18 protein-coding genes are annotated in these 14,854 nt (G+C 67.0%); 8 read left to right on the top strand and 10 right to left on the bottom strand.

The features are described 5' to 3' along the window. Window positions 1–215 precede the first annotated feature (215 nt). Genes NFL01S_RS07865 through NFL01S_RS07855 form a run of 3 tightly spaced genes read left to right on the top strand, consistent with a single transcriptional unit; the run spans window position 216 to window position 3,011 of the window. Complete coding sequence (locus NFL01S_RS07865; RefSeq protein WP_062972964.1) at window positions 216–1,310, top strand: ABC transporter substrate-binding protein; 1,095 nt, start codon at window positions 216–218, stop codon at window positions 1,308–1,310. Then, window positions 1,307–2,140: an ABC transporter ATP-binding protein gene (locus tag NFL01S_RS07860; RefSeq protein WP_062972963.1), complete on the top strand. Its 834-nt coding sequence runs from the start codon at window positions 1,307–1,309 to the stop codon at window positions 2,138–2,140. The genes NFL01S_RS07865 and NFL01S_RS07860 overlap by 4 nt, the downstream gene beginning before the upstream one ends. Next, the gene (locus tag NFL01S_RS07855; RefSeq protein ID WP_062972962.1) at window positions 2,133–3,011 is read left to right on the top strand and encodes an ABC transporter permease; all 879 of its coding nucleotides are present in this window, start codon (window positions 2,133–2,135) and stop codon (window positions 3,009–3,011) included. The genes NFL01S_RS07860 and NFL01S_RS07855 overlap by 8 nt, the downstream gene beginning before the upstream one ends. A 23-nt stretch (window positions 3,012–3,034) precedes the next feature. Here the strand turns inward: NFL01S_RS07855 and NFL01S_RS07850 are convergent, their stop codons facing one another. Beyond that, window positions 3,035–3,442: a GntR family transcriptional regulator gene (locus NFL01S_RS07850; RefSeq protein ID WP_062972960.1), complete on the bottom strand. Its 408-nt coding sequence runs from the start codon at window positions 3,440–3,442 to the stop codon at window positions 3,035–3,037. A 3-nt stretch (window positions 3,443–3,445) separates the two neighbouring features. Then, entirely contained in the window at window positions 3,446–4,420 is a 975-nt protein-coding gene (locus NFL01S_RS07845; RefSeq protein WP_157116353.1) for a DUF1648 domain-containing protein, read from the bottom strand. A 95-nt stretch (window positions 4,421–4,515) separates the two neighbouring features. Between NFL01S_RS07845 and NFL01S_RS07840 the strand changes: the two genes are divergently transcribed. Beyond that, on the top strand, window positions 4,516–4,878 hold the full coding sequence (locus NFL01S_RS07840; protein ID WP_062972956.1) for a TfoX/Sxy family protein: 363 nt from the start codon (window positions 4,516–4,518) through the stop codon (window positions 4,876–4,878). A gap of 43 nt (window positions 4,879–4,921) precedes the next feature. On the opposite strand, the gene rsgA is transcribed toward NFL01S_RS07840, so the two are convergent. The 3 genes from rsgA to NFL01S_RS07825 form a co-directional block, all read right to left on the bottom strand. Further along, entirely contained in the window at window positions 4,922–5,947 is a 1,026-nt protein-coding gene (gene rsgA / locus NFL01S_RS07835; RefSeq protein WP_174555665.1) for a ribosome small subunit-dependent GTPase A, read from the bottom strand. Further along, on the bottom strand, window positions 5,920–7,230 hold the full coding sequence (gene aroA / locus NFL01S_RS07830) for a 3-phosphoshikimate 1-carboxyvinyltransferase (protein ID WP_062973035.1): 1,311 nt from the start codon (window positions 7,228–7,230) through the stop codon (window positions 5,920–5,922). Before aroA ends, rsgA begins: the two co-directional genes overlap by 28 nt. A 79-nt stretch (window positions 7,231–7,309) precedes the next feature. Then, window positions 7,310–8,815 (bottom strand): aldehyde dehydrogenase family protein, encoded by a 1,506-nt coding sequence (locus tag NFL01S_RS07825; protein ID WP_062972954.1) that lies wholly within the window; start codon window positions 8,813–8,815, stop codon window positions 7,310–7,312. Window positions 8,816–9,000: 185 nt separating this feature from the next. Here NFL01S_RS07825 and NFL01S_RS07820 point away from each other — a divergent pair, with 185 nt between their 5' ends. Continuing rightward, on the top strand, window positions 9,001–9,855 hold the full coding sequence (locus NFL01S_RS07820; protein WP_062972952.1) for an SOS response-associated peptidase: 855 nt from the start codon (window positions 9,001–9,003) through the stop codon (window positions 9,853–9,855). A gap of 51 nt (window positions 9,856–9,906) precedes the next feature. Here NFL01S_RS07820 and NFL01S_RS07815 read toward each other — a convergent pair whose 3' ends face one another. From NFL01S_RS07815 to ybaK, 3 genes are all read right to left on the bottom strand, one after another. Beyond that, complete coding sequence (locus tag NFL01S_RS07815) at window positions 9,907–10,212, bottom strand: hypothetical protein (RefSeq protein WP_062972950.1); 306 nt, start codon at window positions 10,210–10,212, stop codon at window positions 9,907–9,909. A 196-nt stretch (window positions 10,213–10,408) separates the two neighbouring features. After that, a complete protein-coding gene (gene gntA / locus NFL01S_RS07810) occupies window positions 10,409–11,101 on the bottom strand; it encodes a guanitoxin biosynthesis heme-dependent pre-guanitoxin N-hydroxylase GntA (protein WP_062972948.1) in 693 nt (230 codons plus the stop codon). Between the two features lie 308 nt (window positions 11,102–11,409). Beyond that, window positions 11,410–11,901 (bottom strand): Cys-tRNA(Pro) deacylase, encoded by a 492-nt coding sequence (gene ybaK / locus NFL01S_RS07805; RefSeq protein ID WP_062972946.1) that lies wholly within the window; start codon window positions 11,899–11,901, stop codon window positions 11,410–11,412. Between the two features lie 147 nt (window positions 11,902–12,048). Between ybaK and NFL01S_RS07800 the strand changes: the two genes are divergently transcribed. Both NFL01S_RS07800 and rsrA read left to right on the top strand, forming a co-directional pair. After that, a complete protein-coding gene (locus NFL01S_RS07800; RefSeq protein ID WP_247606031.1) occupies window positions 12,049–12,807 on the top strand; it encodes a sigma-70 family RNA polymerase sigma factor in 759 nt (252 codons plus the stop codon). 20 nt (window positions 12,808–12,827) lie between these two features. Further along, the gene (rsrA, locus tag NFL01S_RS07795) at window positions 12,828–13,094 is read left to right on the top strand and encodes a mycothiol system anti-sigma-R factor (protein ID WP_033243597.1); all 267 of its coding nucleotides are present in this window, start codon (window positions 12,828–12,830) and stop codon (window positions 13,092–13,094) included. 189 nt (window positions 13,095–13,283) lie between these two features. On the opposite strand, the gene NFL01S_RS37555 is transcribed toward rsrA, so the two are convergent. Further along, the gene (locus NFL01S_RS37555) at window positions 13,284–13,358 is read right to left on the bottom strand and encodes a 50S ribosomal protein bL37 (protein ID WP_110293457.1); all 75 of its coding nucleotides are present in this window, start codon (window positions 13,356–13,358) and stop codon (window positions 13,284–13,286) included. A gap of 147 nt (window positions 13,359–13,505) precedes the next feature. Between NFL01S_RS37555 and NFL01S_RS07790 the strand changes: the two genes are divergently transcribed. Then, window positions 13,506–13,721: a biotin/lipoyl-binding carrier protein gene (locus NFL01S_RS07790; RefSeq protein ID WP_062972944.1), complete on the top strand. Its 216-nt coding sequence runs from the start codon at window positions 13,506–13,508 to the stop codon at window positions 13,719–13,721. 107 nt (window positions 13,722–13,828) lie between these two features. On the opposite strand, the gene NFL01S_RS07785 is transcribed toward NFL01S_RS07790, so the two are convergent. Then, window positions 13,829–14,854 (bottom strand): glycoside hydrolase family 113 protein, encoded by a 1,026-nt coding sequence (locus tag NFL01S_RS07785; protein ID WP_062972941.1) that lies wholly within the window; start codon window positions 14,852–14,854, stop codon window positions 13,829–13,831.

Raw genomic sequence — 14,854 nt, 5'->3', positions numbered from 1 at the left:
CTGCAGGATTACAGCGCACGACATTGAATTCGCTATGTCGCACAGGGAAATTCGCCACGATATCCCCGCTGCTTCCTTGTTCCCGCGCCGGAGCGGGGTGGCCGCCGCCCCTGGAGGGGCTGCCGAGTTGGACTCGTGCTGACGCAAACGGTTCAGCGTTCCTATCCGCCGCCGCACTATGACAGGCAGCCGAATCCCTGCCTGAGGAATGAGCCATGCCAGAACGCCTGAAACCACGAGTGCACCGACGGCTACGCGGCTCGGCGGTAACCGCACTGGCCGCCGCCGTGCTGTTGCTGCTGTGCGCCTGCGGTGCCGCTGGCGAGGTGGCCAGGACCGCCGACGGAAGAACGATCCTGCGATATCAGGGCTGGTCGGGAAAGGTGGGCTTTCACGAACTCGCCGCGGACCTCGGCTACTACGAGAACGTGCAGCTGGAGTGGGTCGGGGACACCACCAGCGGCCCGCAGGACATCCAGTCCGTCGCCACCGGACAGATAGAATTCGGGTCCGCGTTCAACGGCGCGGTCGTGAAACTCGATACCGCCGGCGCGCCGATCACCTCGCTCCTCAGCTCCTACGGCGCGGATGCCGCCGAATACACCGGGTACTACGTGCTCGAGGAGAGCCCGATCCGGTCGGCGCGCGACCTCATCGGCAAGAAGGTCGGGATGAATACGCTCGGTGCTCATCACGAATTCCTCACCCGGGAATGGCTTGCGCAGCAAGGGTTGACGCCGGAAGAGATCGACAGCGTGCAGCTGACCGTGGTGCCTCCCGTGAACACCGAACAGGCACTACGCGAGGGACAGATCGATGTCGCGACACTGAACACCGTCTACCGCGAGACCGCGCTGGAACGCGGCGGCCTGCGCGCGCTGTTCACCGACCGCGACCTGTTCGGCGCCTTCAGCTACGGAACCTATGTCATGCGTGACGATTTCATCGCCGCAAATCCCGACGTGGTCCGCGATTTCGTCCAGGGTACGGCGCGCGCGGTCCGCTGGACGCAGACGCGGCCGCAGCAGGAGGTGATCGCGCGCTTCGCCGATATCATCGCCGCCCGAGGCCGCGCGGAAAACGCGGAGTCCGTGAAGTTCTGGCGTAGCTCCGGTATCCCGGTGCCGGGCGCGGTGATCGCGGAACGAGAACTGCAGGTCTGGATCGACTGGCTGGTGCGTAACGGCGAGCTCGGCGACGGCGCTCCGGCCGCCCGCGACCTCTACACCAACGAGTACAACCCATACGCGAACGGCACCTACCCCGCCGACGGCGGACCCGACGGACAAGTATCGGCCGGTGAGAAATGACGACGAGCACCCCCAAACTGCGCCTGAACCAAGTGAGCAAGAGCTTCCCCCTCCGGGGCCGCAAGTCCGAGCTGACCGCGGTCGAGGACATCACCTTGGACCTGGCCGCCGGTGAGTTCCTGGTCCTCGTCGGTCCGAGTGGTTGCGGGAAATCCACGCTGCTCGATCTGCTCGGTGGGCTGAGCGCGCCGACGTCGGGTCAGATCCTGCTCGACGGAACCCCGATCACCGCGCCAGGTCTCGATCGCGGAATCGTCTTTCAGCAGTACGCGTTGCTGCCGTGGCGGTCGGCACGCCGCAATATCGAATTCGGTCTGGAAGCCAAGGGCGTCCCGCGTGCCGAACGCCGGGAGCGCGCCGAACACTATCTCGAGCTGGTCGGGCTGGCCGGGTTTGCCGAGCGGTATCCGCACGAACTGTCCGGCGGGATGAAGCAGCGGGTCGCGATCGCCCGCAGCCTGGCCTACGACCCCGAGGTGCTGTTGATGGACGAACCCTTCGCCGCGCTCGACGCACAGACCCGCGAATCGTTGCAGGACGAACTGCTGCGCATCTGGGAACGCACGGGTAAAACGATCCTGTTCATCACCCACGGCATCGACGAGGCGATCTATCTGGGGCAGCGGGTCGCCGTGCTCACGTCCCGGCCCGGCCGGGTGAAGTCGGTGGTCGATATCGATATCGACCGCACGGCAGCCGATATCCGTTCCGGCGCCGAATTCCGGGCGCTGCGCCACCGGATCTGGTCTCTGCTCCACGACGAGGTCGAACGCGCCCGCTCGCTCGAACTCGGCGCTATCTCGACCACGGAAGAGGTTCAGCATGTCTAGCGCATTGGCCACCGGCACTCTCGACAGCGCGCCACCCACCGAATCCGGACGTGCCGAGAACCGGCCCGAGGCAGCCACGCGGCCCGGTGTACCGCGATGGGGGCGGCGCGCCGCGGCCGTGGTGTGGCGTGTGGTGAAACCTTCGGTGGCGATCCTGACCTTTCTCGCGGTGTGGGAGATCGCACCCCGCACCGGACTCGTCGACAAGGTGTTCCTGCCGCCGTTCACCGAGGTCGCCCAGGCGTTTTTCGAGCTGATCGCGAACGGTCAGCTGGGGGAGCACATATCGACGAGCCTGACCCGTGCACTCACCGGTTTCGTGATCGCGGTCGCGGTCGCGGTGCCGCTGGGGGTCGCAATCGCCTGGTACCGGCCGGTGGCCGATTTCCTCAACCCGGTCCTGGAATTGTTCCGTAATACCGCGGCACTCGCGCTGCTGCCGGTATTCGTCCTCGTCCTCGGTATCGGTGAAACCTCCAAGGTGGCGCTGGTGATCTACGCCTGCGCTTTCCCGGTTCTGCTGAACACCATCTCCGGGGTGCGCACGGTGGAACCACTGCTGGTGAAATCGGCCCGTTCGCTGGGGTTCTCCCAATTGGCGATCGTGTACAAGGTGGTGCTGCCCGCCGCCGTCCCGACTATTTTCACCGGCTTGCGGATGGCCGCGGCGTCCTCGATCCTGGTGTTGATCGCGGCGGAGATGGTCGGTGCGAAAGCCGGGCTGGGCTACCTGATCACCGCGGCGCAGCTGAACTTCCAGATCCCCGATATGTATGCCGGGATCCTCGCCATCGCGCTGGTCGGGCTCGTCGTCAACGCGGTACTCGTATTCACCGAGCGCCGCCTGTCGGGGTGGCGGGTAGCGCTCTGAGAGAACCCGATCTCCACGCGAGTTCACCCGTTTCCTTTGTCGGTTGTTGTGCGGCCGCCGGCGGAAGCCGGCGATCTCCGAGTGAGTGCCGCGTGGACGATGTCGACGAGTTCTTCCTCGTTCAGGCCGATATGCCGGGCAGCTGCGGCGAGCTGCCCGGCGAGGTCCACTACCGTGGCCCGGCCCGCGGAGGTTCCGGCGCGGACGGTGGCTCCCCGCCCGCGCCGAAGCTCGATCAAGCCTTCGTCCCGTAGTTGCTGATATCCGGCCAAGACGGTGTGAATGCTCACGCTGAGCGAGGCTGCCAATTCCCGGGCGCCGGGCAATCGCTCGCCCGCGGGTACTCCGCCGTCCGCTATCGCTCGTCGTACACAGGCGGCGATCTGATCGGCCAGCGGTTCGTGGCGGGTCGGATCGACTCGGATCAGCACCGCTCAAGCCGCCCGGTCGACGATGCCCGCCAGCACTCCCGCCCCGGTCTCGGCATCGTCCACGGATACCGCGAACCGCCGGCCCGAGCGGCGGGTCACCACGATGCCGGGTCCGCCGCGCAGCAGAACGGCCGTAGCCCCGGGAATCATCCGTATCCCGTAACCGCCGTACCGAACCGGTGAGAGATCCTCGGCGGTGACCTCGGTGATCTCCTCCGGGGACACGTGCCACCGCGGCCACCCGAACAGGCCGGTTCCCACGGTCAGCCCGCGCTGATCGACGACGACGCGTACGAGCGCAAGGTGTGCCAGGAGCAGACCTGTCACACCGAGGAGTACCCCGACCCATGGCGTAGCGACAAAGCCCGTCGCTACGCCCAGCGCCAGGGTCACGACCCCCGCCAGCACCATCCACGGCGCGGAGACCCGCCGTGACCAGCTGACCCGTTCGGTGGGGCCCAGGGGGAGGGGCCGGATCCGGGACGGTGCGTCCACCGAGAGGGGTGCTCGTGGGGCGGCGAGCCATCCCACGGCGGCAAGCAGCAGACCGATGGCTGCCGCGGCCAGGAAGCCCAGAACAGGCATGCCGACCTGCCGGGCGTCCGCGGCATCGAGGTTTGCGACGGTGCCGGCGAACATGAGCACCCCCACGAAACCGCCCACCCCCCACGCGGTGGCAACCATGACCCGGATCGGATCGTGTGCCGAATCGTGTGTCCGGACCAGTTTTCCGCCGCGGGCGCTGACGACCAGGATCAGTGCGAGCAGCACCCCGAGACCGAGGCCCAGTCCCGCGGAGGTGAACATGGTCGCGACCCGGCCGGTGAATCCGTCGGCGCCCTGAGCCCCGAAATGCGTCGCGATGGGGTCTGGGAGCCGGTCCGCCGCGGCATGCAGCAGCACGATGTTGGGTAGGGCGAACTGTAGCGGCGGCAATCCGGCGAGAAGGCCGAGGCGGATTGTGCTGGGAGTCGTCATCGGCGTGCACCTCCTTGTTATGTTTGAAGCATAACAAACCACTTACTTCGGGGTGCCGGGAGGTTCTTGTCGGTCTCGGCGCGCAGACTCACCTCATGGCATACGACGAAGACCTGGCGGAGCGGATCCGGGATGTGGTGGGTAGCGCGCGCGATACCTCCGAACGCAAGATGTTCGGTGGCCTCGCATTCCTGTTCGGCGGACATATGGGGGTCGTGGTGCTGGGCGGCGGCGGATTGATGATCCGGATGGCGCCCGAGGCGGCGGCCGCGCTGGTCGACGATATCTCGGTCGCGCCGATGGTGATGCAGGGCCGGGAACTGGACGGATGGTTGCGGGTGAGTGCCGCGGCTGTCGCGGACGAGCCCACGCTCGGGGAATGGATCGATCGAGGCGCCGGTTTCGCCCGGTCGCTACCGCCCAAAAAACCGAAGTCCGCAACGAAACCTGCAAAGTAGAAACGCCGATCGGTCCTCCGCGCCGATTATCGCGGCAGGGTGGTCACCAGGATTCGTTCGAATTCAACGCGACCAGCAGCCGGCGGATCGCGGCCACCCGGCGCGTCTTGTCCGGGAGTTCGTCGAGAGCGCATTCCGGATCGGCGGGCGGCCCGAGATGGGTGCACCCACGTGGACAGCCCTCGATCGCGGCGGCGAGATCGGTGAACGCGGCGAGCACATCGTCGGGAGTGATATGGGCGAGACCGAACGAGCGCACGCCCGGGGTATCGATCACCCAGCCGCCGTCCGGCAGCGCCAGCGCGACCGACTGGGTGGATGTGTGCTTGCCCTTGCCGACGCCGGAAACTTCCCCGACCGCGCGTGCCGCATCCGGAACCAACCGGTTCACCAGCGTGGATTTCCCGACACCCGAATGCCCGAGGAAGCAGGTCAGGCGACCGGTGAGCAACTCCAGGGTGGCATCGAGGGGGTCGTCGACCCCGGCGTAGACGATGGTCAGGTCGAGATCGGCGAAATCGCCGGCGAACTGCGAGTCCGCGGCCAGATCATGTTTGGTCAGGCACAGCACCGGGGTCAGGCCGCCGGCGAAAGCGGCGGCCATCGCACGTTCCACGAAACCGGTTCGCGGCGGCGGATCGGCCAGCGCCACCACGATGAACAACTGTTCGGCATTACCGACCACCACCCGTTCGAACGGATCGGTATCATCGGCCGTCCGGCGTAATACGGTGCGCCGCTCGGCGACCCGCACAATCCGCGCGAGGGTATCCGGCCGGCCGGAGAGATCGCCGACCACATCCACTTCATCGCCCACCACAATCGGTGTCCGGCCCAGTTCCCGCGCGCGCATCGCCACAAGTGGCCGCGCCGGATCACCGTCGAGTACACACCCCCAGCGCCCCCGGTCCACCGACACCACCATCGCGGGCTGCGCGTCGCGATGCTGCGGCCGGGTTTTGGTGCGCGGCCGCGAACTGCGCCCCGGACGCACCCGCACATCGGATTCGTCGTAGGAGGCGCTACTGCGACCGCGGCGGCTCAGTGGGCCGCTCCCGGTGCGGCCGATTCCGGGTCGAGCATGGACTCCCACAGGCTGACGAAATCGGGCAGGGTTTTTGCGGTCGTGCCGATATCCTCGATTTCCACGCCGGGTACGGCGAGGCCGAGAATGGCCCCGGCCGTGGCCATGCGGTGATCGGCGTAGGAATGCCAGCGGCCGCCACGTAGCGGGGCCGGGGCGATTGCCAGCCCGTCCTCGGTTTCGGTGACCTGTCCACCGAGCCGGTTGATTTCGGTGGACAGGGCGGCGAGCCGATCGGTTTCGTGGCCGCGCAGATGCGCGATACCGCGCAGCCGCGATTCCGAATCCGCGAGTGCGGCCAGCGCGGCGACGGTGGGCGTCAGCTCGCCCACATCGTGTAGGTCGATATCGATACCGGCGAGCCGGTCGGGGCCGGTCACGGTGAGGGCGCCGTCGGCGAAACCGGCTTCGGCGCCCATCCGCACCAGGATCTCCCGGATCACATCGCCGGCCTGGGTGGTCAGGCGCGGCCAGTGCGGGATGCTCACCTGCCCGCCGGTGACCGCCGCGGCCGCCAGGAACGGGGTGGCGTTGGACAGATCGGGTTCGACCTTCCAATCGACCGCGCGGATTTCGCCCGGCGCGACCGTCCAGACCTGTTCGGCGCGGCTGTCGGCCGGCGCCTCGACCGTCACATCGGCGCGGCGCAGCATTTCCACCGTCATCTCGATATGCGGCATGGACGGCAGGGCGCCACCGGAATGCCGGACCACTACGCCCTCGTCGAACCGGGCAGCCGAGAGCAGCAGACCGGAGACGAACTGCGAGGAGCCGGAGGCGTCGATGGTGACGGTGCCGCCGCGCAGCGCGCCGTTACCGCCCACGGTGAACGGCAGGGCATCGCCCTCGATCGTCGCGCCGAGCCCGCGCAGGGCATCGAGAATGGTGCGCAGCGGCCGGACGCGGGCGGCGATATCGCCATCGAAGGAACTGTCCCCGGTTGCCAGCGTGGCCACCGGGGGCACGAAACGCATCACCGTACCCGCCAGCCCGCAATCGACCCGGCCGCCGCGGAGCGGTCCGGGAGTGACGGCGAGGGTATCGGCATCACCGATGATCTGGGTGCCGAGCGCGCGTAGGGCATCGATCATCAGTCCGGTATCGCGGCTGCGTAGGGCCCCGGTGATGGTGGACGGACCGTCGGCGAGCGCGGCCAGGACCAGCGCTCTGTTCGTGATCGATTTGGAGCCGGGCAGGGTGACGGTCGCCTGCACGGGGGCGTCGACATGGGGCGCTGGCCAGAAACTCACTGCACCATCTTGTCGCATCGGGCCGGCCTGCGTGCCGGTGGTGCTCCCGAGTGTGTCGCCGAGCACCACCGGCCGCCTGTTCATCTGTGCCGGATTCTCACTTGTTGCGGCCGTGCAACAGCGGCACCATCTTGCGCAGCATCTTCATATTCGCCTGGGTGCGGCTGTAACTCATCAGCGCCATACCCGGAATCGCGAAGCGCTGGACTGCGATCGAATGCGGGCGGACGAATTCGCGCAGGCCCGGTTCGCCGTGGATGCGGCCGATACCGGAATCGGCGCTGCCGCCGAAGGGCAGGCCGGGGATGGCGGCAAAACCGAGCACCGAGTTCACCGAGGTCGCGCCGACTTTCAGGCGGCGGGCGATCTCGAGGCCGTTGTTCTTCGAGTACACGGCCGAGGCCAGACCGAAGGTGGTGTTGTTGGCCAGTTCGATGGCCTGGTCGATGTTGTCGACCGTGGTGACGGTGACGGTCGGCCCGAAGGTTTCCTCCTTGACCGCGGCGGAATTCTCGTCCACATCGACCAGTACGACCGGTTCGATGAACGGCCCCTTCACCGACTCGGGGCCACCCAGCAGGGCCTTGCCGCCGCTGGCCAGCGCCGCCTCGATATGCCGCTTGACGATATCGATCTGGCTCGGCATCGTCATCGGGCCGTAGGCGGCGCCGTCTTCGGAACCGGGCTTGACGTCCTTCAGGATGCGGGTCAGCTCGGTGAGGAACTGGTCCTTCACCGATTTGTCCACGTAGACGCGTTCCACGCCCGCGCAGGTCTGGCCGCTGTTGGAGGTGGCGCCCCAGGCCACGGCGTCGGCGGCGGCCTTCACGTCGGCGTCCGCGGCGACGATCACCGGGTCTTTACCGCCGCATTCCAGCAGTACCGGGGTGAGATTCTCGGCGGCCGAGGCCATGATCTTGCGGCCGGTGGCGGCCGAACCGGTGAACGCGACCTTGTCCACGCCCGATTTCACCAGCGCGGCACCGGTGGCCCCGAAACCGTTGATCGCGACGAACACGCCCTCGGGCAGTTCCGGGTTGGCCTCGGAAAATGCCTCGGCCACGAAATTGCCGATGCCCGTGGAGAATTCGGACGGCTTGAACACCACGGTATTACCCGCGGCGAGGGCGTAGGCGATGGACCCGTTCGGGGTGTACACCGGGTAGTTCCACGGGCCGATCACACCGACGACGCCCAGTGGCCGGTATTCGATACGGGCGGCGAAATTGGCCATCATCGGGCCCGAGGGGACTTTCTGCGGCGACAGCTTCTTCTTGGCGTGCTTGGCCGCCCAGGAGATGTGCTCGAGCGCCAGCATGAGCTCCAGGAAGGCGTCGTCGACCGGTTTGCCGTTTTCGGCATGGATGAGGGCGCAGAACTCATCGGATTTGGCGACCAGCCGGCTGGACCAGCGCAGAAGTGCTTTCTTGCGGCCGTCGAATCCGAGATCTGCCCAGACGCCGGTGGCGGCGCGTGCCTTGGCGACGGCTTCGGCGACCGCCGCGTCGTCCGCGATCGGATACGTGGCCAGCGTCGCGCCGGTGGCCGGATCGACCGAGGTGAGTACTGATTCTTTCTCGGCGGCTTTTTCTGTGGTTGTCACAGGGTCTCCTCTGCGGGAAGTAGGGCGGTAGCTGCGCGCGCGGACGGTGCAGCCTGTGACCGCCACGTCCCCGTTGAGAGAATGCTAAGACATAACTCTCAACACGTCACCCAGTACCAGGCCCATTGTCGTCCTCCGGGTCGCAATTGTCTCGAACTGTCGGTATTCGGTGCGACCATCGGAGTATGTGCGGACGTTATGCGACGACCACGAATCCCGGGCGCCTCGCCGCGGAGTTGGATGCCATCGACGAAACCGGGCCCGCCCCGTCGGAGATCCACGCGGGCGGCGCCGGTGGTGGGGGCGCGGCCGAATCCGATGCCGGCTCCGAACGGCGCCAGTGGGCGAACTACAACGTCGCCCCCACCACCCAGATCCTCACCGTGGTAGACCGGCACGAGCACGACGGCCACGGCGACGACGTCCACCGCCGGATCCGCCGAATGCGCTGGGGTCTGATCCCACACTGGACCAAAGCCGCCGAACCCGGCGTCCCCGTCAAAGGAAAGCCACTGTTCAACGCCCGGGCCGATAAAGCGGCGAGCCTGCCGTCGTTCCGGGACGCGGTGAAATACCGCCGCTGCCTGGTCCCCATGGACGGCTGGTACGAATGGCTGGTCGAACCCGATCCGGCCGGGCCGGGTCGCGGTAAGAAGCCGAAGGTGATCAAACACCCGTACTTCATGTCGCGGGCCGACGGTGCGCGGCTCTACATGGCGGGCCTGTGGTCGGTCTGGCGGGACCGCTCCCTCGACGACCCGCGGCCACTGCTGTCGTGCACCATCCTCACCACCGATGCGATCGGAGACCTCACCCGGATCCACGACCGCATGCCGCTACCCATGCCGCAGGAACACTGGGCAGCCTGGCTGGATCCCGACCACCCCGCCCCCGCCGAACTCCTCGAATCCCCCCGCGAGGAACTGGTCGCCCAGATCACGGCGCGCCCGGTGCCGCCCCTGGTGAACAGTGTGAAGAACAACGGCCCGGAACTACTGGCCCCGCCCGACGGCACCGCCGAACAGCCGACTCTGCTGTGAAAACCGGGTGTTTCCGGGGCGGGGCGCCCCGCCCCGGAAACACCCGCCCCGTCAGCTACCGAGTGGGCAGCTGACAGCCGGTGTCGCGATACTCAGACCGCATTTGAGCAGGTCGGCGCTCAGATCGATGGTTTCGGAGAGAATTCCGCCGCCCGCCTTTTCCGCACGTTCGGCCGGCCCGTTCTCCGATGCACCATCGTCGGTGGAACCCTTCTCACCGCCGAGCGGATACTCGCCCGGTGCCGCATACGCGGCCGGTGCCGCGAGCGAGGTCGTGAGCAGGGCAGGGGCAACGGTCAGTGCCGCGGCCGCGGAGACGGCGACGAACACGGTGCGCAGGGGTTTGCGCGGGGACATATCGCATCACATCCTCGGGGTCGGTCCAACTCCTCGCCCACAAGTAACGCATACAAGGGTGCGCTACCAGCGGATTCCCGCGCGGTGCGCGGGCGAGTTGCCCGGATCCGAAGTGTGCGCGCCCGCAGTCGGGAGTCCGCGCGGCGCAGCGGGCGGCGACAAGGCCGTGGCGCCGCGCCTTCCCGAGGCGGGCGGATCAGTGCCCCGGTACCCCGGCCAGTTCGCGATCCTCCGTCGTGGGGCGGGCAGCGAACGGGCATTGCCAATCGGCGGGTTTGGGGCGGCCGGAATAGCGGCGCGCTTCGGAGAGCTGTTCGTACTCCAGCAGGTTGGGGTTGATATCGCCCTGCAGCGTGATGTCCTGTTTTCGGATCTTCTCCGCCAGGCGGTCCCACATACCGGCCGCTTTGATCAGCCCGAATTGTTCGTGGGAGTTGAATGCCAGCATCGGAAACGGTGGCCGGCGACCCAGCCGCCGATGCGTCTCGTGCAGCCCGATAACGAAGAACGCGTGGCCCGCCACGCTGTATCCGAACTCGCCGGACTGCGGATCGGACGAATATCCGGGCGCCCACGCATACCTGTCCGCTTCCGCCTCGTGCAGCAGCTGCAGGTGCTCCCACAGCAGCTCCTCGAAACGTAACTCGTCCACCCCGCGAGGCTGCTCGAAGGTGGCGATGAAGCTGGTGAATTTCCGCGGGTTCCAGTCCGCGTCGCCGACGTATTCGGCAAGATCGAGTGCCATCAACCGAGCCGAATCCTCGCCACCCATCACGTCGTAGTGGCGGTGAGTGATACCGCCTCGGCGCCAGGCGGAGCGGCCCGCCAGACAGGCGAACCGGTCTCCCAGGAGGAACTTCTCCAGTTCAGCTCGCGCGTCCGTCGTCAATCCCGGTGTTCCTTTCAGCCACGTATCTTCGTTCGAAGGACAGGTCGGCGATCCACCTGGTGAACCCACCCGCCTCGACCGCACTGCGCTGCCGATCCTGTCAGTCGATCGGCACTGTGCGCGAATCGGGGGAATCTCGCGGATCGGCACCCGGTGGTGGGGGCCCTGCTACGGAGCAGCAAACAGTCCAGCGGGCATGTCGCGGATCACAGCAGCGGCGACTTCGGCCCGGCCCGGCGGCCGGAGGAGCGCCTGTGCCGGCCTGCCCGGCCGACCGGCCGCGGCCACGCTGCCCCGGTCTCGAGCGTTCAGGCAGTGATCGGTGCGGTGGCCGCGCCGGCCAACCGGATCAGATCCGCGGGCGCGACTTCGATCTCCACTCCGCGCTTACCCGCGCTACAGAACACGGTCTCCCAGTTCAGCGCCGAGGTATCGACCACGGTCGGGTGGCGCCGGCGCTGCCCCAGCGGTGAAATCCCGCCGAGCACGTACCCGGTGGCGCGTTCGGCCTTCGCCCGGTCTGCCATCGTCGCCTTCGCGGCCCCGAGCGCGGCGGCGGCCGCCTTCAACGACAAGGTCTGCGGGACCGGGAGCACCGCCACCGCGAGCGATCCGGTGGACAGTTCCAGAACCAGCGTTTTGAAGACCTGCCCGGCCGCTGTCCCGAGTCGCGCGTGCAGCACGTCGACTGCTTCGGTGCCATAGGAATCGTTGCGCGGATCGTGGTCGTAACTGTGCACGGTATGTCCGGCCCCGTCCGCGAGCAACGCGCGGATCGCCGGTGTGGCGCCTGCTGCCATGGCCAGCACTTTAACCCGGGAACACTTCGCGACCGGTGCGGGTTGTACGCGGCAGATACAGCGCATCGGGGGGCCTACCCCGGCCACCGGTGCCCAACCCGTTAGAGCGAAGGAGCGACGGTGCCCGTTCTTGTCGAACAACGCCCGATGACTGCGGATCCGGCCCCGGCGCGCACGCGGTTCTTCTCGGACTTCACACTCCCGGTAGATTTGGCTGGTGAACCTATCGAAGGGACACGTGTGACGAGCGAGGACGACGTGGCGACCGGAACCGGCGCCGACGAGCGGCCTGCCGAACAGCCGGAAACCGGCGCCGAACTGGACCGGCGGTTCGAGCGGGACGCGCTACCCATGCTGGACCAGCTCTACGGCGCCGCGCTGCGGATGACGCGTAACCCCGCCGATGCCGAGGACTTGGTCCAGGAGACCTATGTCAAGGCCTATGCCGGTTTCAAATCCTTCAAAGAAGGCACCAACCTGCGGGCCTGGCTGTACCGGATCCTCACCAACACCTACATCAACTCCTACCGGAAGAAACAGCGCCAGCCCGCGCAGTATCCGACCGACGAAATCACCGATTGGCAGCTCGCGGCCACCGCGGAGCACAGTTCGACCGGTCTGCGCTCGGCGGAGGTCGAGGCCCTCGACGCGCTCCCGGACGACGACATCAAGGCCGCCCTCATCCAGCTACCGGAGGAATTCCGGATGGCGGTGTACTACGCCGATGTCGAAGGTTTCCCGTACAAGGAAATCGCCGACATCATGGGCACACCTATCGGTACGGTGATGTCCCGGCTGCACCGCGGCCGGAAACAGCTGAAGGGTCTACTCGGCGATGTTGCGCGCGAACGCGGGTTCAACCGCGCCGCCGAGTCCACCGAGGTGCGCCAGGAGGTCAAGCAGTGAGCACCGAGCACGATCCCGATATGGAGCTCGACTGCACGGCGGTACTGGCCGATGTCTGGTTGATGCTCGACGGTGAGTGCGACGACCGCACCCGCGAACGGCTGCAGCACCATATGGACCACTGTGCGCCGTGCATCGAGGCCTACGGCATAGAAGAGAAGATCAAGAGCCTGCTCAGTCGCAAATGCGGTGGTGACAAGGCCCCGGATTCGCTGCGGGAACGCTTGATGGTGGAGATCCGCAGCCGCTCGGTGACGATCACCACCGAGGAGACTCCCGCCGAATAGCCGTTGCCCGGCCGGGTACGCGCGGCGGAGCCGGCGCGGGGCCGGATACGCCCGCCGGGAAAAGGCCGTGACCGGCTCGTACGCCGGTCGATACCGGCCCCGAGGCGGGCCGAGGCGCCGCCGACGACGAGAAAACCCGCACTCCTCGGGAGTGCGGGTTTTTCTGCGTTCCGTACCTGTGCCGGCGGCTCAGGAGTTGGGACGTTTGCCGTGATTGGCGGCGTTGCCCTTACGGCTGCGCTTCTTGCGGCCACGCTTACCCATGGGTAGCTCCCTCCTGGGGACAATTCCCGCGACTGCGGGGAGTAGATACTGATCCCGGCCATTGTTTCACGTGTGATTGGCTGTACCGACGGCGGTACATCGGGTACGTGACCCCGATACCGGAACGAAGCTGACGAACGAGGTGTCATGGCCGAAGAAGTGCGGGCAGAAATGGTGTCCACGGTGCTCACCGTCGAGGTCACGGTAGGCGACCGGGTCGCCACGGACCAGACGCTGGTGCTGCTGGAATCCATGAAGATGGAGATTCCGGTGCTCGCCGAGGTCGGCGGTTCGATTGCGTCCGTCGCCGTCGAGCCCGGCCAGGTCCTCCAGGCGGGTGATCTCATCGCCGTGATCGACTGATCTCTGCGGCCGCCGCCGCTCGGTGCCTACGGAACGGCATGCGGGGCCGCCGCCGGCGTTCGCAGTGTGTCCGGGACAGCCCCTGTCGACGGCACCTGGTGCAGGGATTACGCGTCGCGGTAGTGCTCGGCGACCGCGACGAAGGCTTCTTTCGGTTCCCAGGGCATATCCGGGTAGGTCTCGCCGTACCCGTCCGGCAGGACCTTGACTATGCCGAGGCCGGCGAGGTCGAGGTCGTCGCGCGCGTCGCCGGTCGTGCGGTGGGGATAGTTGTACAGCGCGAAGAGGAATACGAAGGTGCTGTCGACACCTTCGGAATCGAAGATATCCAAGAGTTCACGCAGGTAGGTCGCCTGGCCGGCCTCGTCTCGGATGTAGTCGCCCGTCAAGCGGACGGGTTCGCCGTATTCGTCGTATTCGACGATTTCCATACTCCGCGGCGCCACATCGCCGGCACCATGCCAGGTGGCTGTGCCGAATCCGGTGACGGCCACCGGTTTTCCCTGCGCGACGAGGCTGCGGACACCCGCCCGGAACTGGTCGGCGACGTCGGCGGAGCGGATGAGTTCGATGGCGACGAAGTCGAACGGGGACCAATCGATGCGTTCGAACGGTATACAGGCGTACGTGATCTTGCCGAGGAAGTGTTCGCGGATCTTCGGTAGCGCGCTACCGAAGAAATCGTCGAGCCGGGCGCTCACCTCGGCAAACCGCTCGGCTCGCTGCCCGGGATCACGTAACAGCAGGTCCAGCCGTTGCTGCACAGTGTCGCCGGCGACGAAACCGCGGTTCATGATGCTCAGTTCCACCCCGGCGACGAATACCACTTCGGCACCTGCCCGGCGCAGCCGCTCGGCACGCTGTGCGCAGTCGGTGAGCAGCGTCAGTATCTCGCCGGGGTGCAGTTCCAGTGGATAGGGCGAGAACCAGACCTCGAGCCCCAGTCCGGCGGCGCAGCGGGCCGCGATTTCGAGGCGGTCGGGGTCGCCGCCGATGATCTGGACGGCATTGCAGTGCAGATCATCGCGGATGATGGCGAGTTCACGCGAGACCACTGCCGGGTCGAAGTCCGGCCGCGAGATTCCGCCGCCCCGGATGAATCCGGTGTCGTATGTCATTCCTCTGCCGCGCAT

Source organism: Nocardia flavorosea NBRC 108225, from assembly GCF_001613385.1.
GTDB classification, from domain to species: domain Bacteria; phylum Actinomycetota; class Actinomycetes; order Mycobacteriales; family Mycobacteriaceae; genus Nocardia; species Nocardia flavorosea.
This window is presented reverse-complemented; position numbering and strand designations above follow the sequence as displayed.

Excerpts from the sequence above, each read along its gene's own strand:
- aroA (WP_062973035.1), bottom strand. The coding sequence starts at position 7,230 with ATGCGACAAGATGGTGCAGTGAGTTTCTGGCCAGCGCCCCATGTCGAC.
- NFL01S_RS07865 (WP_062972964.1), top strand. The coding sequence starts at position 216 with ATGCCAGAACGCCTGAAACCACGAGTGCACCGACGGCTACGCGGCTCG.
- NFL01S_RS07840 (WP_062972956.1), top strand. The coding sequence starts at position 4,516 with ATGGCATACGACGAAGACCTGGCGGAGCGGATCCGGGATGTGGTGGGT.
- NFL01S_RS07860 (WP_062972963.1), top strand. The coding sequence starts at position 1,307 with ATGACGACGAGCACCCCCAAACTGCGCCTGAACCAAGTGAGCAAGAGC.
- ybaK (WP_062972946.1), bottom strand. The coding sequence starts at position 11,901 with ATGGCAGCAGGCGCCACACCGGCGATCCGCGCGTTGCTCGCGGACGGG.
- NFL01S_RS07800 (WP_247606031.1), top strand. The coding sequence starts at position 12,049 with ATGACTGCGGATCCGGCCCCGGCGCGCACGCGGTTCTTCTCGGACTTC.
- NFL01S_RS07845 (WP_157116353.1), bottom strand. The coding sequence starts at position 4,420 with ATGACGACTCCCAGCACAATCCGCCTCGGCCTTCTCGCCGGATTGCCG.
- NFL01S_RS07855 (WP_062972962.1), top strand. The coding sequence starts at position 2,133 with ATGTCTAGCGCATTGGCCACCGGCACTCTCGACAGCGCGCCACCCACC.
- rsrA (WP_033243597.1), top strand. The coding sequence starts at position 12,828 with ATGGAGCTCGACTGCACGGCGGTACTGGCCGATGTCTGGTTGATGCTC.
- NFL01S_RS07790 (WP_062972944.1), top strand. The coding sequence starts at position 13,506 with ATGGCCGAAGAAGTGCGGGCAGAAATGGTGTCCACGGTGCTCACCGTC.
- NFL01S_RS07815 (WP_062972950.1), bottom strand. The coding sequence starts at position 10,212 with ATGTCCCCGCGCAAACCCCTGCGCACCGTGTTCGTCGCCGTCTCCGCG.
- NFL01S_RS07820 (WP_062972952.1), top strand. The coding sequence starts at position 9,001 with ATGTGCGGACGTTATGCGACGACCACGAATCCCGGGCGCCTCGCCGCG.
- NFL01S_RS07785 (WP_062972941.1), bottom strand. The coding sequence starts at position 14,854 with ATGCGCGGCAGAGGAATGACATACGACACCGGATTCATCCGGGGCGGC.